This window comes from Candidatus Filomicrobium marinum, assembly GCF_000981545.1.
Lineage (GTDB): Bacteria > Pseudomonadota > Alphaproteobacteria > Rhizobiales > Hyphomicrobiaceae > Filomicrobium > Filomicrobium insigne.
In genome coordinates, this window is the sequence record NZ_LN829119.1 from 1,401,842 (window position 1) to 1,425,468 (window position 23,627).

The 23,627-nt window shown below is 57.5% G+C and carries 19 protein-coding genes; 2 read left to right on the forward strand and 17 right to left on the reverse strand.

Annotated elements, in window-relative coordinates; translation table 11 throughout:
- Window positions 1-31 precede the first annotated feature (31 nt).
- The 17 genes from YBN1229_RS06730 to trhA all read right to left on the reverse strand — a co-directional run bounded on the left by YBN1229_RS06730 (window position 32) and on the right by trhA (window position 20,303).
- Window positions 32-580, reverse strand: a complete 549-nt coding sequence (locus tag YBN1229_RS06730; protein WP_046477530.1) for a DUF1003 domain-containing protein — start codon at window positions 578-580, stop codon at window positions 32-34.
- Window positions 581-711: 131 nt separating this feature from the next.
- A complete protein-coding gene (locus tag YBN1229_RS06735) occupies window positions 712-1,539 on the reverse strand; it encodes an SDH family Clp fold serine proteinase (protein ID WP_046477532.1) in 828 nt (275 codons plus the stop codon).
- Window positions 1,540-1,824: 285 nt separating this feature from the next.
- Window positions 1,825-2,010, reverse strand: a complete 186-nt coding sequence (locus YBN1229_RS06740) for an RSP_7527 family protein (protein WP_046477534.1) — start codon at window positions 2,008-2,010, stop codon at window positions 1,825-1,827.
- A gap of 343 nt (window positions 2,011-2,353) precedes the next feature.
- Window positions 2,354-2,479, reverse strand: coding sequence for a hypothetical protein (locus tag YBN1229_RS19250; protein WP_280136727.1), 126 nt, complete (start codon window positions 2,477-2,479; stop codon window positions 2,354-2,356).
- A gap of 85 nt (window positions 2,480-2,564) precedes the next feature.
- Window positions 2,565-4,016 carry a siroheme synthase CysG gene (cysG, locus tag YBN1229_RS06745; RefSeq protein ID WP_046477536.1) on the reverse strand — a complete coding sequence of 484 codons (1,452 nt, stop codon included), beginning with the start codon at window positions 4,014-4,016 and terminating at the stop codon, window positions 2,565-2,567.
- Window positions 4,017-4,020: 4 nt separating this feature from the next.
- Window positions 4,021-6,696, reverse strand: a complete 2,676-nt coding sequence (locus tag YBN1229_RS06750) for a nitrate reductase (RefSeq protein WP_046477538.1) — start codon at window positions 6,694-6,696, stop codon at window positions 4,021-4,023.
- A complete protein-coding gene (locus YBN1229_RS06755; protein ID WP_046477540.1) occupies window positions 6,696-8,324 on the reverse strand; it encodes a sulfite reductase subunit alpha in 1,629 nt (542 codons plus the stop codon). Before YBN1229_RS06755 ends, YBN1229_RS06750 begins: the two co-directional genes overlap by 1 nt.
- Window positions 8,321-10,099 carry a NirA family protein gene (locus YBN1229_RS06760; RefSeq protein ID WP_046477542.1) on the reverse strand — a complete coding sequence of 593 codons (1,779 nt, stop codon included), beginning with the start codon at window positions 10,097-10,099 and terminating at the stop codon, window positions 8,321-8,323. Before YBN1229_RS06760 ends, YBN1229_RS06755 begins: the two co-directional genes overlap by 4 nt.
- Window positions 10,099-11,313 (reverse strand): NAD(P)/FAD-dependent oxidoreductase, encoded by a 1,215-nt coding sequence (locus YBN1229_RS06765; protein ID WP_052744692.1) that lies wholly within the window; start codon window positions 11,311-11,313, stop codon window positions 10,099-10,101. The genes YBN1229_RS06760 and YBN1229_RS06765 overlap by 1 nt, the downstream gene beginning before the upstream one ends.
- Window positions 11,310-13,037: an ABC transporter ATP-binding protein gene (locus YBN1229_RS06770; protein WP_046477544.1), complete on the reverse strand. Its 1,728-nt coding sequence runs from the start codon at window positions 13,035-13,037 to the stop codon at window positions 11,310-11,312. Before YBN1229_RS06770 ends, YBN1229_RS06765 begins: the two co-directional genes overlap by 4 nt.
- 19 nt (window positions 13,038-13,056) lie before the next feature.
- Window positions 13,057-14,148: an ABC transporter permease gene (locus tag YBN1229_RS06775; RefSeq protein ID WP_046477546.1), complete on the reverse strand. Its 1,092-nt coding sequence runs from the start codon at window positions 14,146-14,148 to the stop codon at window positions 13,057-13,059.
- A gap of 51 nt (window positions 14,149-14,199) precedes the next feature.
- Window positions 14,200-15,552: a CmpA/NrtA family ABC transporter substrate-binding protein gene (locus YBN1229_RS06780; RefSeq protein ID WP_046480083.1), complete on the reverse strand. Its 1,353-nt coding sequence runs from the start codon at window positions 15,550-15,552 to the stop codon at window positions 14,200-14,202.
- A gap of 437 nt (window positions 15,553-15,989) precedes the next feature.
- Window positions 15,990-17,264: a CmpA/NrtA family ABC transporter substrate-binding protein gene (locus tag YBN1229_RS06785; protein WP_046477549.1), complete on the reverse strand. Its 1,275-nt coding sequence runs from the start codon at window positions 17,262-17,264 to the stop codon at window positions 15,990-15,992.
- A gap of 8 nt (window positions 17,265-17,272) precedes the next feature.
- Window positions 17,273-17,878, reverse strand: coding sequence for an ANTAR domain-containing response regulator (locus tag YBN1229_RS06790; protein ID WP_046477552.1), 606 nt, complete (start codon window positions 17,876-17,878; stop codon window positions 17,273-17,275).
- A gap of 203 nt (window positions 17,879-18,081) precedes the next feature.
- Window positions 18,082-18,291: a cold-shock protein gene (locus tag YBN1229_RS06795; protein WP_046480084.1), complete on the reverse strand. Its 210-nt coding sequence runs from the start codon at window positions 18,289-18,291 to the stop codon at window positions 18,082-18,084.
- Between the two features lie 193 nt (window positions 18,292-18,484).
- A complete protein-coding gene (locus tag YBN1229_RS06800; protein WP_046477556.1) occupies window positions 18,485-18,745 on the reverse strand; it encodes a hypothetical protein in 261 nt (86 codons plus the stop codon).
- A gap of 922 nt (window positions 18,746-19,667) precedes the next feature.
- A complete protein-coding gene (gene trhA, locus YBN1229_RS06810) occupies window positions 19,668-20,303 on the reverse strand; it encodes a PAQR family membrane homeostasis protein TrhA (protein ID WP_046477564.1) in 636 nt (211 codons plus the stop codon).
- A 354-nt stretch (window positions 20,304-20,657) separates the two neighbouring features.
- On the opposite strand from trhA, the gene lpxD reads away from it, so the two are divergent.
- Both lpxD and YBN1229_RS06820 read left to right on the forward strand, forming a co-directional pair.
- Window positions 20,658-21,707, forward strand: a complete 1,050-nt coding sequence (lpxD, locus tag YBN1229_RS06815) for a UDP-3-O-(3-hydroxymyristoyl)glucosamine N-acyltransferase (RefSeq protein ID WP_046477567.1) — start codon at window positions 20,658-20,660, stop codon at window positions 21,705-21,707.
- 166 nt (window positions 21,708-21,873) lie between these two features.
- On the forward strand, window positions 21,874-23,619 hold the full coding sequence (locus tag YBN1229_RS06820) for a L,D-transpeptidase family protein (protein ID WP_052743756.1): 1,746 nt from the start codon (window positions 21,874-21,876) through the stop codon (window positions 23,617-23,619).
- The last annotated feature ends 8 nt before the right edge of the window (window positions 23,620-23,627 follow it).

A 23,627-nucleotide genomic window follows, 5' to 3' on the forward strand; every position in this document is an offset into this window, starting at 1 on the left:
ACCGCCGGCGGCAGGCAACCCGACCAAAACGTCATGCGTCAAGCTTCGCAACCATGCGCGCCAGGATGGCGATCTGCTCCTCTTGCGTTTTCAGGAGCTCTTTGAGTTGAGCCGTCCGGATATCATCGAGTTTCTCGTGTAGCCCCATGATTTCAAGTTCGGCTTTGAGGTTGACCTCGTAGTCGTTGGCTGCGGCCAGCCGATCTTTCGCCGCTTGCCTGTTCTGAGACATCATGATGATCGGCGCCTGCAAAGCTGCGAGCATCGAGAGAAGCAGATTCAGAAAAATGTAGGGGTAAGGATCGAAGGCGTGTGACCCGAGGGCCAGCGTGTTTCCAAACGTCCAGAACGCTAAGAAGACTAGGCTGATAATGATAAAAAGCCACGAGCCCCCGAATTCCGCTACTTGATCCGCGAGACGCTGTCCAAATGTGCGCGTATCGCCAAACTCCCTATTGATGTTCTTGGTGATGTGGACGCGCTCGGCAATTCTGCGAATGACGCGGCGATCGCGTTCATCAAGGTCATCAAACCCAGTCTTCATGAGCCTCTGGGCTAACTCTCGTACATGAGCGTCCACGCCACATCCTCCAGTCTTCTGAACTTATACGTTCAGCAAGAATTGCGATGGTCCATGGAAGCAGATCCCTCGGCATCAGGTAAGATCCCCCGACGCAAACCTTGGGACTCACGTTCCAAGGAACAGCACCCCTAGCTGCGCCGCGGTCGCGGGATGTCGACGGGAAGAAACTCCACGCCTGATTGCTGAACCGGCTGCGGGTAGTATTTCATCAGCTCCATGATCTCGATCGGCATGCCGACTTTCACAGGCAAACCAAGGGCGCTGGCTTCGCGCGCCGTCAGCGCGTAGTCGTGCGTCCAATGACCGCCAGCCAGCTTGTCGGCGAGCGCTTCCGCTGACGCGTGATCAAGACGTGGCGTAAGCAATTCGACAGCACCCTGTTTGACCTGGGCGATCGCCTTCTCGCTGACCTCGGCAAGGACCAGCGTGAGGTCCATGACACGCGCGACGGGCTTCATATCGCGCGCCTTCACGATACCTGCAGCCGGCAATCCGAAGATTTGCGGATCGATTGGGCCGAGCATCGAGAACTCGCCCATCACGATTTCATCGGCGGCCAACGCGATCAGCGTTCCGCCGGACATAGCGTAAACAGGGACATAGACCGTAACCTTTGCCGGGTGCGCTTCAACAGCTCGCGCAATTTGCATGGCCGCGAGGACAAGACCACCGGGGGTATGCAGAACCAGATCAATCGGAACGTCATCGGGCGTTTCCATGATGGCGGCGATGATGGTCTGCGCGTCTTCCAAATCGATGTGTCGGGAAACGGAAACGCCGAAGAAGCTTCGCTTCTCTTGGCGGTGGATCATCGTGATGACCCGCGTGCCGCGCTCTTTCTCGATAGCACGTATGGCCTGCGCTCGCTTCTGGGTCAGCCATGCTGCCATGAGCAGAGGCTGCAGAACCATGACTGCTAGAAAGACCCAGAACAGAGAGGACAGGTCAAAGTTCATGGTAGACCTCGGAAGATGCGGAAGCGTACCCGCGCGTAGCAATGAGAGCGAAGTATATTCTACCAGATCAGAGCGTCGGCGCCTCGGCAACGAAGAGATGTCGGATATCGGCATTTCTCAGCGACATAGTAAAATTCCCGTTGAGTGGAGGAGCGGCCTGCAATCCTGCGATCGTTTGAAGGTCCTAAAACGACAAAGAGGAGGCTGGGCGCTCGACGGACATCCCTAAGGATCTGAGGTCGATGGCCCAGCCTCCTCCAAGAAGAGAAAGGCTAAGAGATGCCTTTAGTGAACCTGGCGAGGTGTGCCGTGAGACGCCAAGCCAGAGAACCGTGAGGCGAGCCACTTACCTGACTGTTTGAAGAGCCGGCGTACCTCGACGGAACGCTCCCGGCGAGCCCAACGAACGAGTGCGTCGATCTGCTGAGCGGTGGGAGGATCATCCAATTTGATTTCAGAATATTTGCTCATGGTTTTCACCCCTTAGTTCGTGTTGGCCGTAACATAGGGAGTGTCCTTCGCAAGTGCGAACAAAAAGATCGCCTATGCGAACGCGGTGAAACACGGCTATTCCGATATTCTATTTGATTTCAAAGTATTGGGAATGCTGCAATGCAAAATCACCCGGGGTGCTATGCGGTCATCGCATAACCGAACGACGTTTAATGACAATCACAGTTCCCCAAAAAGAAAACGGCCGGCGAAATCACCGGCCGCAAACATGGGAATGTCGTCTGAGTAACCTCGCTCGCCCACTCTTCAATACTGGCGTGGAACGGTGGGAATGATAAGCCCTACCCAGACAGGAGCTATTTTAGAAGCGTTCCCGTCGCGCAGTTTCTTTGCGCGATGGACGAAGATCGATAAGGGTGAGGCAAACCGCAGCAAGCGCGCCGGTCAGCAACGCGCCGATGATGGCGATAAATGTGCTCGTGATCATTTCCTAAAGTCCCTGCGTAACCTGAGACTTTAAATGTGTGAGCAACCAGAAAGTTCCACCCCGTATAACGGATCTGTGAAACGAGCTAACGGCCGCACGCCAAATGATCGAGGTCGCTAAGCCTGCTTGAAACGGCCTCTGCACTCCGCGCCATACTCCCACCGACGAGAATAAGGCATGGTTGCGAAGTGTCGAACTCAGCAAGACGTTCCGGAAGTTCGTGGATCGCGCAGTGCACGGAGCGTTGCCGTGGCGTCGTTGCCGCCGTGATTGCAGCCGCGGCGGTTTGCGGGCTGAGGCCTGCGCCAATCAAGTGCGGTAGAATTTCACCGAACTTGCGAGCTCCCATGTAGAAGACGTTTGTGACGGATGGATCCGCAAACGTTGCCCAATCATGATCGGGAACTGAGCCCGCCTGAGAATGTCCGGTGGCGAATTGCACGCGTCCCGTGTGGGCGCGATCGGTGAGAGGCATCTGAAGTGCCGCGGCGGCACCGAGCGCAGCGGTGATACCCGGCACCACCTCGACCGAAACACCAGCCCTGCGGCACGCGTCGAGTTCTTCCGCAGCCCGCCCGAAGACCATCGGATCTCCGCCCTTGAGGCGCACGACCTGCTTGCCGCTCTGGGCCAGACGAACCATCAGCGCATTGATATCCTGCTGGCTGCAATGATCTCCACCGCCAGCTTTGCCGACCAGCATGCGCCGTGCTTCACGACGAGCGAGTTCCAGAATTTCTGGGCTGACGAGCCGGTCGTAAAGGATGATGTCCGCCGACTGAAGGGCTCGCATGCCCTTAAGGGTCAGAAGCTCCGGATCTCCCGGGCCCGCACCAACAAGAGTAACGAGTCCGCGGCGAGTCGGCGGGCTCTTTGCCAGGAGTTCTTCAACCTCGCCAGTGCCCGGCGCGGCGCGCGCTGTTAAGGCAGTGACTGCGAAACGCTGCCACAACGCGCGCCGTGCCGCCCCCATCGGCAAGCGCGACTTTATGTGCTCGCGCAAGCCGCGGCCTGCTTCGGCCCACGCCCCGAGACAAGGATGAAGCAATGCCTCGATCTTAGTCCGGATAGCCTGAGCTAGAACTGGCGCTGTGCCGTCCGTGCCGATGGCAATCGTCACGGGGGCACGATTGACGATGGTCCCGAAGCTGAAATCGGAAAGGTGCGGGGCGTCGATGATGTTGACTGGGACACCCTGTGCGCGGGCAGCTGCCACGAAGGCCTTCGCCTCTGCGCCTTCCAGGCTGCCGATAGCGATCTTTGATCGCACAAGGTCGGCCGGACACCATTCGCGGCGAACGACGACGACGCTTCCCGCAGGGGGCTTTGCAGCCATTGCATTGAGTTCCTCGCACGGCGCAGGGGCATACACCTCTACATCAGCACCGGCAGCCGCCAACATTTCCGCCTTCCATACTGCGGCCTCACCCTCACCGGCGACGATGGCGCGCGCGCCGCTTAAAGACATGAAAACAGGCAGGGCAGCCAGTGGCGTCAGCCGCGAGGGGCGAGTCGATTTCGGAGGGACGTGGGACATCGGTTTACTCCGCAGCGTCTAAAGACACGGAGGTCGCGTCGGAGAGAAGGCGGCGCAGCTCGGGGACGCAGGAGCCACAGTTGGTACCCGCACGCAAAGCGCATCCAATATCTTCGACCGAATTGCAGCCCGAGCGAATTGCTTCGCGGATACGGTGCGCGCCAACTTGGAAGCAGACACAAATGATATCTCCCTCGTCAGCCAAACCCTCGATGGGACGGCCCGCGAGTACGGAGCGTCGGTCGTTAGCCGTCAAGTCTGTACGTTCGAAGATGGACGCCAACCAGGCCAGCGACGGCAATTCCGGCTTGGAGGCAAAGTAGGCGACGGCTTCGAGGCGGCCGCTGTTCAAGGTGGCAACACGGAAAAGATTCGAGGAAGGATCTTCGAAGCTGACCTGCTCGCCGTCTGGCATAAATGTCTTCGACCAGGCGCCCCAATCTGTTGGACCTTCGCGAAGAGCGATATGGGTGGTCCAGCCAAAAGATGTCGCGCTGCGAGCCCAGTAAGCCAAATCATCAATTTGCGGAACGACACGCGACAGGACGACGCCGTAGTACGCCACCCCGAGTGGTGAAATCCGAGCCGGCGTTGCCTTGGCTTCCGGTTGCCCTGAGACGGGGTCAGTAAATGGATGCACCAAGGCTCCGATCCGTCCGGCCGAACTGTTCTGCCCGGACCAGTGAATGGGTGCGAAGATCGACCCAGGCGCTTGCCCCTCGTTGATAAGGGTGCGTAACACAGCCTTGCCCGAAGCAGTTTCGACTTCGGCAAGCTGACCTTGGACGAGCCCCATGGTTTCCGCGTCGCTCGGATGAACTTCTACGAACGGTTCGCTGATATGTCTCCAGAGACGCGGTGATAGCCCGGTCCGTGTCATCGTATGCCACTGATCGCGGACACGACCCGTGTTGAGTACGAAGGGCCACGCTTCGTTCACCTCTGCGGCAAGCTTGGGCATGCGGACTGTAACGAACCGCGCACGGCCGTTGGGGGTTGCAAACCCACCTTCGCCGAACAGCCGCTCCGTTCCCGATGCTCCCGGTTGAGAAATGGGCCATTGGACGGGCGCAAGCTGGTCGTAAGAGGCTGGAGAAAGGTCGGTCAGGACACCGAGGTCAAACGGGCGCGTGCCACCGTTTTCAAAATGCGATAGCGAGGCGTGCTCGCGGAAGATGTCGGAGACGGACTCGAACGCGAAGTAGCGTTCGTAGCCTAATCTTTTCGCGACTTCGGAAAGGATCCACCAATCCGGTCGGGCCTCTCCAGCCAAAGGAAGAAATTTGCGCTGCCGCGAAATGCGCCGTTCAGAGTTGGTAACGGTGCCATCTTTTTCACCCCAGGCGGCGGCGGGGAGCCGCACACCCGCTTCAGCAGCGGTGTCATTGCTGACAACATTTTCGGACACGACAAAGAGCTCGAGCTTGCACAAAGCCGCGCGGACGTAATCGGCTTGCGGAAGGCTGACCGCAGGGTTTGTCCCCATCACCCACAGTGCCTTGATGCGCCCGTCCGCGATCGCATCAAACATCTGCACGGCCTTGAGGCCTTCGTCGGTGATCAGATTTGGCGCCTGCCAAAAGCGTGAGACGCGTGAGCGATCAGCGGGGCTGAACCCCATGTGAGCAGCAAGCATGTTCGCAAGGCCGCCGACCTCGCGTCCGCCCATCGCATTAGGCTGCCCCGTTAATGACAACGGCCCGGAACCGATCTTACCAATACGACCTGTCGCGAGATGGCAATTGATGATCGCGTTGACCTTGTCGGTGCCCTGCGCAGATTGGTTGACGCCTTGGCTGTAGCAGCTCACGACCTTCGGGGCTTCGCTCCACCACGAGAAAAACGTCTCGATATCGATACCGTTGAGCCCCGTTTCGATCGCGATGGAGGCGATGCTGCCGGCCTGCCCTCGCGCTTCTGCGAGCGCTTCTGGAAATCCTTCAGTGTGGTCGCCGATGAATCGCCAGTCGACGAGACCTTTATCAGCCAAGTGCACGAGCAGACCATTCCACAGAACAGAGTCTTTGCCGGGCTCGATGGGAAGATGCAGGTCTGCGCCTTCGCAAGTCGCCGTACGTCGTGGATCTATGACGACGACACGGACACCACGCTCGGCACGCGCCACCTGAATGCGTTGATAGAGAATTGGGTGGCACCAAGCCGCGTTTGAGCCCACGAGGACAATGAGGTCGGCAAGTTCCAGGTCGTCGTAGCACTGCGGAACGATGTCGGCGCCAAAAGCACGTTTGTGCCCGGCCACGGATGATGACATGCACAAGCGGGAATTCGTGTCGACGTGCGGCGTGCCGATAAAACCCTTCGCCAGCTTGTTGGCGACGTAATAGTCCTCTGTCAGCAATTGACCGGATAGATAGAATGCGATCGAGCCCGGCCCATGTTCTTCCTTGATGTCAGAAATCCTGGACGAGACATGGTCGAGCGCTGCATCCCATGTAACCCTTTGCCCGTCGATCTCGGGATGAAGCAGACGGGTCTCCAGCGCCAGCGTTTCACCCAACGCAGAGCCTTTGGAGCACAATCGGCCGAAGTTTGCCGGATGCTCGGTGTCTCCCGCGATGGTCGCCCCGCCATTGCCGTCCGGTGTCGCAATAACCCCACATCCGACCCCGCAGTAGGGACAGGTCGTGCGCACCGCTTTGCCAGTCTCGGTGTTCTCCATCAGTAGACATCCGCCTGATAGCGGCCAGTGGCCTTCAGATTGACGACGAATTCCTTGGCTTCTTCTGCTGACTTTCCGCCCTGGCTGCCAGCGATGTCGATGAGGGCGGTCTCGACGTCTTTAGCCATGCGCTTAGCGTCGCCGCACACATAGAAGTGGGCGCCCTCTCCCAGCCACGCCCACACCTCCGCCGCGTTCTCCCGCATGCGGTCTTGAACGTAGACCTTCTCGGTCCCGTCGCGAGACCAAGCCGTTGACAGTTTTGAGAGGACTCCGGTCGCGAGGAATGCATCGAGTTCATCACGATAGAAAAACTCGGAAGCTTCGTGCTGATGTCCGAAAAAGAGCCAGGAACGGCCGGGTGCTTTACTCGCGTGGCGATGCCAGAGAAACGAACGGAACGGCGCAATGCCCGTGCCGGGACCGACCATGATAACGGGAACGTTCGGATCCTCTGGAAGCCCGAAGCCATGCGTCTTCTGCACATAGACTTTGAGCGGTGTACCGGGTGCGATCCGGTCGGCCAGAAAAGTTGAAGCAACGCCGACGCGCTGTCGTCCGTCGATCTCATAACGAACCGTATCGACTGTCAGGTGAAGTTCGCCGGGCGTAGCCAGTGGAGAAGACGAGATGGAATAAAGGCGCGGATGTAATGGCTCCAAGCATTCCAGAAACGCTTCCGGATCTGGATGCATAGGGCCTAGGGATTCAACGGCTTTGAGGACGTCAAACGTGGCGGCATCGCCGTCAGGATCATCGCCTTTCGCGAGCGCTTTCGCCTTGCGGCGCCGGTCGCCTCCGACCATGTAGCTCGCCAACTCAAAGAGCATGTCTGGCGCGGTGCCGAGATCATAGTCTTCAATGAGGCTCTGCCGCAGTGTCTTATCGCCGATGGGAAAATCAGCGGGGGCATTCATTGCCGCTAGAACCGCATCGGCAAGCGCCGGATCATTCGTCGCGTAGACGCCAAAGCTGTCACCCGGCTCGTACGCGATGCCAGAATCCGTAAGATCGAAGACAACGTGGCGGGTATCTTTCGTCGAGGTCGCGCCCGTAATGCAACGAGTGCCCCTGAAGATTGCGGTGACGGGAGCTTCGCGGGAATATCCGGGCACGAGATCGACAGCCGGTGCCGTGGTCACCGCAACATCGAATTTAGGTTCCGAAATTGGGGCTGCTGGCGCCTCTTCCATGAGGCGCTTCAACATGCGGCTGGTTTCTTTGCCGCCGGGTACGCAGAGATTGAGACGCGCTTCTTCGCCGACCGCAACCTTTTCAGCGTAGCTCTCGCAAAGATAGCCGCACTGGCCACAGTCCTGCTGTGCCATTGCTGCGTAAAGTTTACGTCGTAGCGGCCGTCCATCGGCAAGTGTCATCCGCTCGTCGATCGCCATGGAAGGGTCGTGCCACGGATCGGCGCCATCATCGCCGTCGCCAGCAGCCGGCGTCGCGCCTCCAGGTAGTCCGCCCTCGAATTGAACGGCCGCAGCCCCCGCTGCATCAAGTGAAAGCAGGCCGGCAAAGAAGCCATTGAGCCACGCGCGCTGATCTGGATTGAATGGAGCCGTTTCCGGTATCACCGGAACTTGGCCGGGCTGGTACGCGTCGGTGCGCTCCTGAATGCTCATGATAGGCCTCCGGCGGCTTCCGCCATCGTCTTCAGGGTGTCGATCTCGTGACGGCGGGAGAACTCAGCGAAGCTTTCTTCCGTGCCCGCGCGGTTGGCCATGTAAGCCGCGAGAATGCGCCCGACGGTCTCTGGACAGTCCGCGATGCGAACATCATTGAAGAGCTCACGCGCGATGGCCGCGTCGGCACCAAATCCGCCGCCGACCAGTATGTGGAATCCCTCTTCTGTGTCGTCGCTATCGGGAATTGGAACGCGGCACGCGATAAGCCCGATGTCGCCGATGTAATGCTGGGCGCAGGAGTGGTGGCAGCCCGTCAAATGAATGTTGATGGGTTGATCGAGAGAGAGCCTCGGCTCCACCCAATCGGCAATCGCTAACGCAGTGTCCTTGGTATTGGACGCGGCGAACTTGCAACCTGTGTTCCCCGTGCAGGCGACCAAGCCCGCGCGGATGCTCGACGCCTTTGATGTCAGCCCGATAGACTGCAGCCGAGCTTCGAGCTCCTCTGCCCGATCTGCCGAAACACTAGAGATCAGGAGGTTCTGCCAAACGGTGAGACGAATATCGCCATCCCCGAACTCGCGGGAAATATCAGCCAGAGTCCGCATTTGATCACAAGAGAGACGGCCGACCGGCAGCGCCACGCCGATCCACACGAGACCGGGTTGGCTTTGCGGGTGAACACCAATGTGTGCCTGCCGATCCTGGCCGTTGGGCTGGCTGACTTCATCGTCCGTAAAGCGTTGCAAAGGGCTGCCAAGCTGTTCTTCGACAGCGGTGAGGAATTTGTCGAACCCCCATTCGTCGAGCACGTATTTCATTCGCGCTTTTTGCCGGTTGGTACGATCGCCATTGGCGATGAAGACACGTACGATGGCATCGGCAACTGCGACCGCATCAGACGGCTTGACGAAGACTCCGGTAGGCCGGGCGAAATCGCGATGCCCGGTTATGCCGCCAAGTCCCAGGCGAAACCACACGCCGCCTTCCGTCTCGGTGTTACCTTTGACCCTAATAGCGGTGAACGAAATGTCGTTTGTATCTTCAAGCACCGGAACGGCGCCACCACCGTCAAACGCAACGTTGAACTTTCTCGGCAACCCGTAGAGCGAGCGATCGTTGAGGATGTGGTGGTGCCACGCTTTCGCGTAAGGCCGTGAATCGATCAGTTCCTGCGGATCGATTCCGGCGGTCGGTGAGCCAGTCACGTTACGAATGTTATCGGCACCGGAGCCCTTCGGCGTCAGCCCGATTTCGGCCAGTCCCTCGATGAGCGGCGGGCCGTTCTCCGCGGCGATCTCCCTAATCTGCAAATTGGCGCGTGTCGTAACGTGCGTATAGCCGCCGCCGAAACGCTCAGCGAGATCGGCCACCGCAGAGAATTGCCAGTGGTTGAGAATGCCATTGGGAATGCGCATCCTGCACATGAACGAGTCCTGTGCAGGCGCCACATAGTAGAGGCCGTGAAAGCGCCAACGGAAATTGTCGACACCCTTTGGAAATGCGCCGCCAAGGGCCTCCCGCTTCAAGCGTTTGTAGGCATCGAAGGGATGCTCGTCGCGCTTCGCCTTCTCTTCATTGACGAGCTTTTTGCCATCGCGTTCGAAGCGCGCCATGGCTTCGAGGTGCTCGGCGTCCGGCCCACTCGCAGCGCCTCCCCCGCCAACTCCTGCCAGGGGCTTCAAGCCCGCTGCGGCACGCGAGGTTTGAATCCCTGAGACAAAGCCTTCCAGATACCGTTTCTGTTCGTCGCTGAAATCTTGAGCGCTCATCACGCAGCCTCCGCATAGGCACGGCCAAACGCGAGCGAATCCCGGAACGCCGTTATGTCCGCGCCGGATCGAATGAGGTCGAGATACCAAAGTGCATCCGTCGTATCGCCGACGAGCACGGCACCAACTAACTGGCCTTCGCGAACGCAAAGCTTGCGATACGTCTCAAGCCCTGCATCGCGCGTGACCAAAACCTCGGCGTCATCGCCAGAGAAATTGCCCACGGAAAAAACGGGAACACCGGAAACCTTCAGGTTCGCTGCCGGAACGGAGCCGCCATAGGCAGAGGTGCGCCCCGCGAAACAATCGGCAAGAACCTTTGCCTGTTCGTAGGCCGGTTCGACCAACCCGTGACAGATGCCGCGATACTCAGCGCATTCGCCGATCGCAAAGATGTTCGGTGCGGTTGTCTGAAGGCCCTCATCGACGATGATGCCACGGCCAATGACAAGTCCAGCGCTCACAGCCAATTTCGTATTGGCCTGAACGCCCACTGCCATGACCACGAGACCGCAGTCGATCTTCTGCCCGTCGCTCAGGATGACGCTTTCGACGCGTGTCTCGCCGAGTATTTCTTTTGTCTGAGCACCGAGAATGACGCGAATGCCCTTCGCTTCCAGCGCACCTTTCAAATAGAGAGCACCTTCCGGATCAAGCTGACGTTCCATCAACCGGTCCATGATGTGGACCAGGGTCACTGGAATACCTGCGCGCGCCAGACCATAGGCGGCTTCGATGCCGAGTAACCCGCCTCCGATGACAACCGCAGGCTGACCGATTTGGGCAAACTGGCTCATCGCGTCGACATCAGCCGTCGTGCGGAACGTGAGCACGCCGTCGAGCGTGTCCCCCGGCAGTGTCAGTCGGATTGGGTTGGATCCCGTCGCAAGTACGCAGGCATCGAAATAAATCTCCATGCCGCCATCGGCATTCTCGACGATAATTGACCGATTATACGTATCAAGCACCGTGACTGGCGCGCCGGTGAGCAGCGTCACGCCATGGGCCGCGTACCAATCGGCAGGCTTCAGCGATACGTCCTCTAAGCCGATCTCGCCCGCGAGCAGCGGAGAAAGTAAGACCCGATTGTAGGCAGGCTGAGGTTCTGCGCCGATCACTGTGATATCGAACTGGCCTGGTGCAGCTGCGACCAGCTCTTCGACAAACCTCAAGCCGGCCATTCCGTTTCCGACGACAGCAATTCGCTTTCTCACGCAGCATCCTCCAAAGACTTGTCGGGTTTGGATTTGCCCTGAGCGTCGGGTGCCGGTGTCGCACCGTGTTCGAATTCTTCAAGAAAGTTGAGGATGGATTCGCGGTACTCGTAGTAGCGCGGATGCCGGAGCAACTCCTGGCGCGTGCGCGGGCGTGGGATATCGATCTCGACCATCCGGCCGATGGTGGCGTGCGGCCCATTCGTCATCATGATGACGCGGTCGGCCAGCAAAATGGCCTCATCGACATCATGCGTCACGCAGATTGCCGTCACTTGCGTGCGCTTCCACACGTCCATCAGGACTTCCTGAAGCTCCCAGCGAGTCAGGCTGTCCAGCATGCCGAAGGGCTCATCAAGCAACAGGAGCTTGGGCGACAGAGAAAAGGCCCGCGCAATACCGACGCGTTGCCGCATACCGTTCGACATGTCCGCGGCACGCTTGTCCATGGCATCGCCGAGGCCGACACGGGTCAGGTAGTAGTCGACGATATCGGCGCGTTCGTTCTTTCTGGCATGCGGATAAACACGATCGACGCCGAGAGCGACATTCTCGCGTGCCGTTAGCCAGGGCATCAGTGAGGGCGCCTGAAACACAACGGCACGGTCCGGCCCGGCTCCCGTCACCTCCTGGCCATCGAGAACAATGCCGCCCGACGTTATGCTGTTGAGCCCCGCAGTCATCGACAGAACAGTTGATTTCCCGCAACCCGAGTGGCCGATGAGCGAAATGAATTCGCCCTTGCGCATAATCAGGTTGAAATCTTCAACAACGGTCAGAGGCCCCTTGGGCGTGGGATAAACTTTGCGCAGTTCGAAGAATTCGAGGTAGCGGTCGGGCGCCCGCGGCTTGGCGGCGTCGCGATAAGCTTTTGGCAGCGTCTTCATCCAGGAGATGGGCGCAATAGCCGGCAACTTGTCCTGCCCGACGCCGCGACCTTGAGAACCGCGATTGATGCCGGACGCAATCAGCGTCTTGGTGATATCGGCACGCAATTTTTTGTAGGTCGTGTCATGGTTGAGCGCGGTCCGGTTGCGCGGTCTTTCGAGATCGACCTCGAACGATGGCCCGAGCGTAGCGCCCGGACCAGGCGTGAGCGGAATAACTCGATCGGCGAGAAGCAGCGCTTCATCGACGTCATTTGTAATCAGCACGACGGTTTTCTTCTCGTGCCGCCAGATCTGCTCAATCTCATTCTGAAGCTTGGCGCGGGTGAGCGCATCAAGGGCCGAAAGCGGCTCGTCGAGAAGCAGGATTTCCGGGCTCATGGCGAGAGCCCGCGCGACCGAAACACGCTGACGCATGCCGCCTGAAAGCTCTTCCGGACGCCGGTCGCGGGCATGCGATAGGCCAACCATCGCGATCGCTTTCGTGACGCGTTCCGCGCGCTCTTCCTTGCCTTCCCTGGAGAACACAGCGTTGACAGCGAGTTCGATGTTTCCTTCGACCGTTAGCCACGGCATCAACGAGTAGCTTTGGAACACGACCCCGCGCTCGGGACCGGGACCCGTGATCGCTTTGCCCTTCAGGGTGACCGTTCCTGTGTCAGGCGTGACCAACCCAGCAATAGCTGAAAGCAGCGTGGTTTTACCCGAGCCTGAGAACCCCAGGATCGCAATAAACTCGCCTTCTGCCACCTCGAGATTGATGTCGGTTAGGACGTTGCTTCGTGCCGCGCCCGTACCGTAGCTCTTCGATACGCCCTTGAGTTCGAGAAATGCCATGTTCAAAGTCTCCGGCGGATCAGCGCGTTGCCTGATAGGTGGTGAGCGACTGCAGCGCCAGCATGATGCGGTCGAGCAGGAAGCCGATGAGCCCGATCGTGAATACGGCCACCATGATCTTCGCCAGCGACGAGGAAGACCCGTTCTGGAATTCGTCCCAGACGAACTTCCCAAGCCCCGGGTTTTGCGCCAGCATTTCAGCTGCGATCAGCACCATCCAGCCCACGCCAAGCGACAGCCGGAGGCCCGTGAAGATAAGCGGCAGAGCTGACGGAAGGACGAGCTTGCGCACGGTCGTGAACCAGCTGAGGTTCAAGACGCGTCCTACGTTCATGAGGTCCTTGTCGATGGATGAGACGCCGACAGCCGTATTGATCAGCGTCGGCCACAGCGAACACAGCGTCACCGTAATCGCAGAGATCAAGAAGGATTTTGCAAACCAGGGGTCGTCGCTGACGTAGACGGCGGACACGATCATGGTGACGATAGGCAGCCAAGCCAGCGGAGAGACGGGCTTGAAGATCTGAATGAGCGGATTGAAAGCCGCATTCATCGTCGGCGAAAGGCCGCAGACAATGCCGAGGGGAACTGCAACGACCGTCGCGATCAGAAATCCAAGGAACACGGTCTGCAGTGACGTCGAGATCTGGTCAACGTAGGTCGGCGCGCCGGTATAGGTGCGGTACTTCACGCTGTCCGGCTGGCCCTGTGCGATCCACTTGGCGTTCCGCTCATCCTGTCGTTGATAGAACGCAGCTTCTTTCTCTCGTGCACGATAGTGATCGGCAAGAAGGTTGCCGGCTTGCTCCCAGACCTGCGCCGGGCCGGGAACGGCACCAAGGGACGTTTTGACCTGTGGTGCTAGGTAAGCCCATGCGGAGAGGAATATGATGATCGCCGTTAAAGGAACGCCTAGCATTCGCCACAGCGCTGCGAGTTCCGTTTTCGGATTTTCACCAGCCATCATCTTCAGGATGGGTGTGATCCACCCAAGAGCGAGAAGGTTTAGGATTCTATCGGTACGGGCGATACGCTGAGCGATCCGTGCTTTGCGCTCAGCCCTGGCGGCGTCGGTTTGTTCAGAACCGGAAAAATCGGCCGCAATGCTCATAATGATACCTCTCTGTGTCAGCCCTCATCGCGGCCGTTCCCGGCCGTGGCGTCACTGGGTTGCGACCTTGTTGCCGGTTACGGTTTCCTTGCTTTTCAAACCGATCGGCAGGTTGTCGATGTATGCGTTGGGTTTCTTGCCATCGAAGGGGATGCCGTCGATGAACTCGGTCTGGGGAGGCCGATAGCCGTCGGTGTCGAAGGGGAAGTCCGCTTTCTTCGCCAATCCGTCAGCAACGAGCATCTCCGCGGCTTTGAGGTAGATATCTGGCCGGTAGACGCTCTTGGCCGTGGTGTCGTACCACTCGTCTGACTTGGCATCGGCGATCTGGCCCCATCGCCGCATCTGCGTGAGATACCAAACGGCGTCCGAGTAGTAGGGATAGGTCGCGAAATAACGGAAGAAGACGTTGAAGTCGGGGACATCGCGCTTGTCACCCTTCTCGTACTCAAAGGTGCCGGTCATGGAGTTGGCGATGACTTCGGCGTCCGCTCCGACGTATTCGGAACGTGCCAGGATTTCGACGGCCTCCTGTCGGTTGGCGTTGTTGTTCTCATCGAGCCACTGTCCGGCGCGGATCAGCGCTTTGGTGATGGCCAGCGTCGTATTGGGGTATTTGTCGGCGAATTCCTTGGTGATGCCGAACACCTTTTCGGGATTATCTTTCCAGATCTCGTAGTCCGTGATCACGGGGACGCCGATACCCTTGAACACGGCTTGCTGGTTCCAGGGCTCACCCACGCAGTAGCCGTTGATCGTTCCAGCTTCGAGCGTGGCTGGCATCTGCGGCGGAGGTGTCACCGACAGCAGAACATCAGCCATGATCTGACCGGAAACGTTGTCCTTCGAGTAGTAGCCGGGATTGAGTCCGCCCGAGGCGAGCCAATAGCGAAGCTCGTAGTTATGCGTCGAGACGGGAAACACCATGCCCATCTTGAAGGGCTTTCCTTCTGCCTTGAATTTGTCGACGACCTTCTTCAGTGCCGAGGCCTGGATTGGGTGCTCAGGTTTGCCGTCGGCGCCTGTCGGAATATGGGGCTTCATCATCTCCCAGACTTCGTTGGAGACGGTGATGCCGTTACCGTTCAGATCCATTGAAAACGGTGTAATGACGTGGGCCTTGGTGCCGAAGCCGATGGTTGCGGCTAGCGGTTGACCGGCAAGCATGTGCGCGCCATCGAGTTCACCCGTGATGACGCGATCGAGCAGAACTTTCCAGTTGGCCTGCGGTTCAAGCGTTACGAACAGACCCTCGTCTTCGAAGAAGCCTTTTTCCTTGGCAATCGCCAGCGGGGCCATGTCTGTGAGCTTGATGAAGCCGAACTTCAGTTCGTCCTTCTCGACATCGAGCATCTCCGCCTTCGAACTCGTCGCGGAAATGATGCTCCAGGTCAGCGCGGCCATAAGCAGTAAGCCCGACCCGATAAGCAACAGGGGAAAGTGAGAGACACGTGTCGCTCTGGCGCAGCCCGCGATTTTGGTCATTCCATCGTCCCTTCAGTTCCTGCGGATCAGCGAGCCGTTGAAGACATTCGGCCGACGACCGCAGACAAAAAAAGCGCCGCATCAAAGTGGGGATCCGGATGATCCGGAACCTTCCTCTGGTGGCGGCGCTGCCTCCTGCGAACCTTCATTGGACCGCAATGTCTACGTGAGGAGACGCTCCTTCACGCTTTCGCGAAAGGACATTACAAAAGTTGTGCCAATGAGAGATGTTGAAGGAATTTAAATAAAAACAATGTGTTGAGTGAAAGTGGCTGACCGGCAAAAAGCGGTATCGATGCTGCCTTTTTGTGCATTGCAATGAGCGAATGACAAAATGATCGGCAACGGGTCGATGATCAGTGTGAAGCGTTGAGACCCTTGAAGCGGGTCAGGTCGATCGACGGCGATCGTATCTTTTGCTGCTCGAGATAGTTCAGCACATGAAGCGGATCGAAGTGGTCAGACCCGAAAAAGCTTTGACCGCGTTTGGCAGCTGAAGATGCTGTTTCGGTGACGGCGTAATCACCTTCACGCTTCATATTCTCATGAGGTACTGAGATGCCGAGGGCTGCTGCGGCTTTGCGATAATATTCGGGGCGATAGACTTCTTCGACCACGGCGTTGAGATCGAACGGTTCACGCACCTGCCCCCAGCGGATCATCTGCGACAGGATCCAAAGAGCGTGCGAGCGCCATGGGAAATTTGCGGCATGGCTGTGAAACAGAACAAGTTCCGGGTCTTTATTCACGGCCAGGCGTCCGCCGCGTTCGAGAGTTCCAGACAAGACGTTTCGAATAATGTCGCGCGTTGTTCCGACCCATTGCGGCTTTGACAAAATGTCCGCAGCTTGGTCACAGTTGCGGGGATCTTCCAGCCATTGACCGGCTTTGATTATGGCCTTGATGAGGGCGTCCAGGAGCTGTGGATTCTGCTCGGCCCATGCGGCGCGAACGCCGAGCACCTTTTCCGGACTGCGAGACCAGAGTTGGCTCTTCGTCGCGACAATGCGCCCGGCACCTTGCGAGACCGCGACACTGTTCCAAGGCTCGCCCGCGCAGAAACCATCGATACGGCCGCTGCGGAGGTTCTCAGCCGTCAGAGGCGGCGGGATGACAATCAGATTGACATCGTTATCGGGATCTATGCCGCCGGCGGCCAACCAGTATCGCATGTCGTAATTATGCGATGAAAACGGAAACACCATTCCAAGTGTCAAAGGAGCCATTCCGGACTTGGCGTGTGCGTCGACAACGCGCTTCAAGGCTTGAACGGCGTTCATCCCGCCGGCACGGGTCGCCTCTGGATCGGCGGCCAGCATTTCCTCGAATATTGCTGCTGAAACCGTAATGGCGTTGCCATTCAGATTGAGAGCCATCGGAACGATGATTGGCGCGGTGGTTCGTCCAAGCCCGAGAGCGGTAGCGATTGGCATCGGAGCCAGCATGTGTGCGCAGTCGTAGGCGCCGACGTCGATTTTGTCGCGGATGTTGGCCCAGGAAACCTCGCGATAAAGGCGGAGCTGAAATCCAAATTGCGCGTCGAACCCTTGTTCGGCAGCGATGACCAACGGTGCGCAATCGATCAGCGGAATAAAGCCTGCATGGATTTCGTTGCGTACGTGTTCGGGCATCGGCGCCTCTATTTGTCGTTCAGGAGGTTATAGGTGCTAATCAGGGCGGCCGCGACGTCGGCAATCCGGTTGCCTGTCGACATGGCTTGCCTCCGCAAAGCTGCGTAGGCGGCCTCTTCTTCGAGACCTCGCGTCTTCATCAAGATGCCTTTCGCTTTCTCGATGATCTTACGCTCCTTCAATGCGCTCCTCGTCTCCTCCAGCTCGGAGCGCAACCTGTCAAATGCGCGAAAGCGAGAAATTGTCGTCTCGAGAATTGGCCGGACGCGTTCTTTGCGTAAACCATCGACGATATAAGCGGACACGCCGGCATCGATCGCAGCGTCAATGGTTGGTCCATCGCTTTTGTCGACGAACATCGCTATTGGTCGCCGGACTAGCCGAGAGACCTGGAACATTTGCTCGAGAACGTCCCGGCTCGGATTTTCGAGGTCGATCAGCAGCACATCAGGGTCGAAAGAGTAGATCTTCTCCACGAGCCCATTCATGTCGGAAACGAGTTTGATCTCGTGCTGGCCTGCCTCACGCAGGCCTTCCTCGATGATTGCTCTGCGCAAAGGGTTCTCGTCGATGACGAGAATTTTCAGCTCGGTATCGTCACGAGATTGAGGCAAGTTGAATGCTCAAAGCGGTTCTGCTGCACGCGCGCGGCAATGTCGCTCGTGAAGCGCCGTGGCGCAAGACACTCGATGACAGATTTCGAGCGTTTGATAGGGCACTTCGAGAGCTGCCGTGTGCGTGAGGCCTCACAAAATAAAAGAACCGCCCGGACGACCAGGCGGTTCTCATCAAGATTCTGGTTTCTCAACCAGTGATCTCAAAACGCTTCGATATTGCTGACTGCAATTTTGCCAGTGCGGCTGTCAGGCTGGGTATCAAAGGCGACCTTCTGGCCTTCAACGAGAATACGGATGCCAGCGCGCTCCAAAGCTGTTGCATGGACGAATACGTCCTTGCTGCCATCATCGGGCTGAATGAATCCATAGCCCTTTTGATCATTATAAAATTTAACAGTACCGTTAGTCATGGTAGTTCCTTTGAAAGGCAAGTAAGAGAGCTGCTGCCACATGACTGCAAGCTCATTGCGTCGATTTTTTGGAAGGAGTTCGATCGCGCGCCGGGCTTCGCCACAGCGGAACGGCCCAATGGTCCGGCCAAAGTCTCGATATATACAGATAGACCGGATCGATTGAGAGCACAAGAGGGCCCATCGATAATAGTCACGGCCCTGCCACGGGACCGTCGCGGGGCAGCGGGAAAGCCGCATCCTCGTAGAGTGATTTGATCTCAGCGTAGCAGAGGCGAAGATCGCCAGCCTCCAGAAATGTACCGGTCGCAAAATCCGGCGACAGTTCTTCTACAGCATACTGGATGGCGGCCGCGGCCGAATCGAAGCGCCGGTAGATGACAGATGCATGCCGTGCGGCACCAATCCGGCTGGCGAATACTTCCGCAGGCTCTGTGTAATCAAAGGGGGTCATTGAAGATATATGGATATTCGAGGATGGAATTTCACCCCCATCTACCCGAATATCTTGTTTCAAAAGCTCGATAACTTGATCTACTTAGCTTCCTTACAGAAGCGCAAATTGACGCCGAACGAAATGATAAGGACAAGATGTTTGCGCTTAGGAAAGGTTATTTTCCTGTGCGACCCGCTCGAAGGGTTCCCCCGTACTTTTTATGCGGTACTGGGGCTGACCACCTACAGCGGGCAGCAACCTAATGATTTTATATTCTCGCGACGTGATCGCCATATTTGATCGTCCAGGTCTGAAGTTTACTGTCTGGCCGACCTTAAATTTGTGTTGTTGTCTCATTTTCGCGCTCCCAGTTCCTAGGAACATTCGCGCGAAAAAAAACGCACAAACGTTCTTCTGATGTCCTGGTGATCACGGAGAAGGATCAGTCGTACGGATTTTCAACTTTTGTGAAAAACTGACCAATCTGGCGAGTAGCGAGGCGGCAATAGCGGAGCACCACGATATTGACTACGCAACTAGTACGCTCTTCGGCTCTATAGGTCCACACAATTAAATCTAACGTTGCGATGTCATAGGCGATTACGCGTATTCGACATCACTGCGAATTGCATAGACTCAGTGTCGGCGGCAGATCATGGTCAGGCCATCGCCGGTCAGTTGCAGTGCAGGCTCCGAGCGACTGAGAGTGGCTGAGTGCTCCCGCCTGTTATCCAAGGACGAGAGCAATGTGCCCATTTATCGAACGGCCCCCCGGATTTAGTTCTGAAACACTGGAAATGTTGGATCGCACGCTGAGTGCTATCTGGCACGAAAAGAAACAGCCTGACAAAAACACCAAATATCGCGTTGAACCTGGAATACTGACAATTATGGACGAAATAAAAGTGATAAAACGTTGAACAGTAACACTTTAAAGCGGTTATTCGAAAACCGCCGTAGTGACGGCTGCAAAATGACAAGCAGTTCCAGCGAGGACAAATAAGTGCCAGATCGCGTTCTGGTAGGGTAGGCTATCCCAAAGATGAAAGACGACGCCGGCGGTATAAAGGATGCCACCGGCTCCCAGTAATATAAGCGTGGTTAGCGAAACGGAGTTAATCAACGGGTGTAAGATAAAGATGCCCGCCCATCCGAGAGCGACATACAAAACAACCGAGACGTTGTCCCAGTTAGATGTCATCACCAACTTCGCCGTCGCACCCGCAAGAGCCGCAATCCAGACGACCCCAAAAACACTGTAACCCCAGGCGCCCCCGATTTTGATAAGCGCGAAGGGCGTGTACGTCCCAGCAATCTTTACGAAAATTGCCGCCTGATCCAGACGCCTTAAGATCGACTTCCAACTCGGAATAGGGATCATGTGATAGGCGGCTGAGCATCCGAACATGCCCATCATCGCGAGGCCGTAAACGGCGACCGACACGGTGGTCGACGTATCCAGTGTCGGAATGGCGATGACCAGCATTACCGTGACCGCGATAAGTCCGGCTAGTACACCAACGACGTGGATGCAAGCATCGGCGAAGCGCTCGCCGGGTGTGTAATTCGGATACATAGCGCAAATATATACATGGCACGCGGCGATCTCCCAAGCGGTGTCGCACGCAATGGTTTCTTATCCGCCGCGGCATAAACCAAAGTGGCACCGCTTCGGTTTATGGCTATACGCAGAGGCTTAGTAGGGTCACTTTCCCCTAGTTATATCTCTAGATCCGACCTACTGACGGGCAACTCGGAGAGGCCCCAAAACGTCTCCACCGGCTGTTAACCGCGATTGATGCTTGTCTCGCTGAAGTGCCACGACATCAGCGGCATAGTAAGGTAATTGAAAAGTTGCACTGTGTAGGGGGAGAGGCGACGGAACTGCTCCTGTGCACGCGTCGCCATCCGTCCAAACGAAAGACACGGTATGCAACATCCCGGCTTTTTCGAGCGCGCCGGCCCATTTTCATTGCGTTCCATCGCGGATTGTGTGGAGGCTGACCTGGCTAATCCAGGGGACGCAACGCGCATGATAAGTGATGTGCGTTCGCTGCAGGATGCCGGTCCCGACGATCTCACGTTTCTAGACAATCGCAAGTATGCATCGCAGTTGGCCTCGACAAAGGCCGCGGCATGCTTGGTCGTGTCGAGTGCTGCTGACCAAGTCCCAATTGGAACCGTGGCGTTCATAACCCGGGCGCCATATCGGTCCTTCGCAAAAGCGCTGGCGATGTTTTATCCGGGGTCTCTGCGGCCCAAGCGTGTGGCTCCGCCAGCGGAAGGTGTAGCAGGCTATGTGCATCCCACGGCCGCCCTTTGTAACGATGTCGAGATCGAACAGGGAGCCGTCGTTGGCGCCGGCGCATCGATCGGTGCCGGCACTACGATCGCCAGTGGGGCTGTCATTGGGGAACGCGTTAGAATCGGAAGCGATTGCCAGATCGGCGCGTGCGCCTCGATCGGCCATGCCATCATAGGCGATCGCGTTATCGTCCATCCGGGTGTTCGAATTGGTCAGGATGGATTTGGTTTTGCGATGAGCGCCCAGGGGCACATCAAGGTTCCGCAGATTGGTTGTGTCGTTATTGGTGATGATGTCGAGATCGGCGCCAATACAACGATCGACCGAGGCTCACTAATGAATACGGTAATTGGTGAGGGGACGAAGATCGATAATCTCGTGCAGATCGGTCATAACGTCGTCATAGGCCGTCATTGCGTTATCGTGGCGCAATCCGGCATTGCCGGTTCGGCACAGTTGGGTGACTTCGTCGTAATGGGCGGACATTCTGGTGTGGTCGGGCACGTCAAGATTGGCGACGGCGCGCAGATCGCTGGCATGGCACATGTTAAGGACAACGTCCCCCCCGGCGCACGCATGGGCGGTACACCGGCGCGGCCTTTCAAGGAATGGGCACGCGAAATCGCCGCCATCAGGCGCCTGTCGCAGAAGGGTTTCAAACCGGAGGAAAAGTAACCTTCTCCACGGGTCCGCGAAAACCAAAGGTTATTCAACGCGACTACGGATGCCATATTTCGAAGTTCAAATATCTTTATTGTGACATAAAGTTTCGGTGCCGCTCTGGTGCCAACATCTGCTGGTGGGTAGGGGAGGGGGCTTGCACGGTTGCCCTACAAATTGAATGTCGAAGGACGAGATTGCTCCCAATAGGCCAGCATTGTTGTCGTTGGTCCTTGCTCTCGGTCTGACCATATGGTGCGGTCTGGTCCCATTCGCCGTCGCTGCACCGGAGCCCACCAGTCCAGTACCGCCCCAACCTGTGCCCGCAACGGAAGTCCGGCAACTTCCAGACGGTGAAATCACTTACCCAACCCCTGAAACATTCTCTGAAGCAGTCGAAGCCCTGCTCAGAAAGGAAGAGGGCGTACCCTTACCTGTACGCCAGCGCAAAGATGCGCTGCTAGCCTATTATGTGACTGAAGCTGCAGCTCCAATTTGGTGGCGCAATCCTGCGATGCGGGACGACCTGATTAATGCGATGCGTCACGCTGAGGACGAGGGGTTGGGTGTTTCCGACTACCCCATAGAACCGCTCCAGCAATTACCGCAGAGGGATCGCTTTACGTTCGCTGTCGCAGCTGATCTCACCCATGCAGCGAGCATTGAGCTCTACTATTCCGCGTTCTTCTTGAAGTTTGCGTCCGACATCAAAGTTGGCCGCTTCTTGCCGACGAAAGTAGATTCAAAACTCTATTGGCAGAGCAAATCTATTGATCGGGTTGCCGCCCTGCGCTGGATAGCCGAACTCGGCAGCATGCAGAAGTTCATCGAAGTCTGGCAGCCCCAGGTACCCGGATATGCTGGATTGAAGCGCGCGCTGAAACACTATCGCGAGATTGAGAAGGCTGGGGGATGGCCGTTCGTGCAGCATGGAGAGGTGCTGAAACCCGGCATGACCGCTCCTCAAGTCACGGTACTGCGCGCGCGTCTCGGCGCCGTAGATCCGGCGGTGACAGCCGCCCCGCCCGGCGCAGAAACCCTTTACGACGACGCTTTACTGGCAGCGGTAAAGCGGTTCCAGGCGACGCACGGCCTCGACCCTGACGGGATTGTGGGCAAGCAGACGTTGTTTCAGCTCAACATCCCTGTTGAACAGCGCATCCGTCAGATAAAGCTGTCGATGGAGCGGTGGCGTTGGATGCCCGAAAATCTCGGCGACCACTATGTGATGGTCAACATTGCCGGATACGAATTAGTCCACATACGCAACGGTCAAAAGCAGGATCGGATGCGGGTCGTCGTTGGCAAACCTTATCATCAGACGCCGGTCTTCAGTGAGCGAATGACCTACGTCGAAATCAATCCATACTGGAATGTACCGCACTCAATCGCGGTGAATGAGGAACTCCCCAAATTACAAAGTCAGCCCGCCGCCGTTGCCGGCAAAGGCTTCGAAGTCATGGTCGGGGACACACCTACAAGCGTCATGTCCATTGATTGGAAGAAGTATAGCGCCAGCAATTTTCCGTTTCGCTTGAGGCAAAAGCCGGGCAACGGAAATGCGTTGGGGCGCGTCAAATTCATGTTTCCCAACCAGTTCAACGTCTACATGCATGACACCCCGGCGCGGGGGCTCTTTTCCTCGGCCGACCGTGCGCGCAGCCATGGATGCATACGGCTCGCGCGTCCTTTGGATATGGCAGAGCAAGTCCTCGCTCAGGCGCCAGGGTGGAGCCGCCAAAAAATCGACGAAGTCGTTGCCAAACAGGACCGCACCGTCGTCAGTCTAAAGCAGCCACTGGATGTCCACATCACGTACTCGACGGCATGGCGCGATGAGGATGGGGCAGTTCATTTCAGGCCGGACATCTACCAGCGCGACGCTAAGCTCCACCTCGCCCTGTTTGGAAAACCATCGCCGTATTGAGGCATGCC

Coding starts and splice junctions, on each gene's coding strand:
- lpxD (WP_046477567.1), top strand. CDS start 20,658: ATGCAACATCCCGGCTTTTTCGAGCGCGCCGGCCCATTTTCATTGCGT.
- YBN1229_RS06780 (WP_046480083.1), bottom strand. CDS start 15,552: ATGGCCGCGCTGACCTGGAGCATCATTTCCGCGACGAGTTCGAAGGCG.
- YBN1229_RS06750 (WP_046477538.1), bottom strand. CDS start 6,696: ATGGAGAACACCGAGACTGGCAAAGCGGTGCGCACGACCTGTCCCTAC.
- YBN1229_RS06770 (WP_046477544.1), bottom strand. CDS start 13,037: ATGGCATTTCTCGAACTCAAGGGCGTATCGAAGAGCTACGGTACGGGC.
- YBN1229_RS06820 (WP_052743756.1), top strand. CDS start 21,874: ATGTCGAAGGACGAGATTGCTCCCAATAGGCCAGCATTGTTGTCGTTG.
- YBN1229_RS06785 (WP_046477549.1), bottom strand. CDS start 17,264: ATGCCCGAACACGTACGCAACGAAATCCATGCAGGCTTTATTCCGCTG.
- cysG (WP_046477536.1), bottom strand. CDS start 4,016: ATGTCCCACGTCCCTCCGAAATCGACTCGCCCCTCGCGGCTGACGCCA.
- YBN1229_RS06775 (WP_046477546.1), bottom strand. CDS start 14,148: ATGAGCATTGCGGCCGATTTTTCCGGTTCTGAACAAACCGACGCCGCC.
- YBN1229_RS06760 (WP_046477542.1), bottom strand. CDS start 10,099: ATGAGCGCTCAAGATTTCAGCGACGAACAGAAACGGTATCTGGAAGGC.
- YBN1229_RS06800 (WP_046477556.1), bottom strand. CDS start 18,745: ATGACCCCCTTTGATTACACAGAGCCTGCGGAAGTATTCGCCAGCCGG.
- YBN1229_RS06755 (WP_046477540.1), bottom strand. CDS start 8,324: ATGAGCATTCAGGAGCGCACCGACGCGTACCAGCCCGGCCAAGTTCCG.
- YBN1229_RS06795 (WP_046480084.1), bottom strand. CDS start 18,291: ATGACTAACGGTACTGTTAAATTTTATAATGATCAAAAGGGCTATGGA.
- trhA (WP_046477564.1), bottom strand. CDS start 20,303: ATGTATCCGAATTACACACCCGGCGAGCGCTTCGCCGATGCTTGCATC.
- YBN1229_RS06740 (WP_046477534.1), bottom strand. CDS start 2,010: ATGAGCAAATATTCTGAAATCAAATTGGATGATCCTCCCACCGCTCAG.
- YBN1229_RS19250 (WP_280136727.1), bottom strand. CDS start 2,479: ATGATCACGAGCACATTTATCGCCATCATCGGCGCGTTGCTGACCGGC.
- YBN1229_RS06735 (WP_046477532.1), bottom strand. CDS start 1,539: ATGAACTTTGACCTGTCCTCTCTGTTCTGGGTCTTTCTAGCAGTCATG.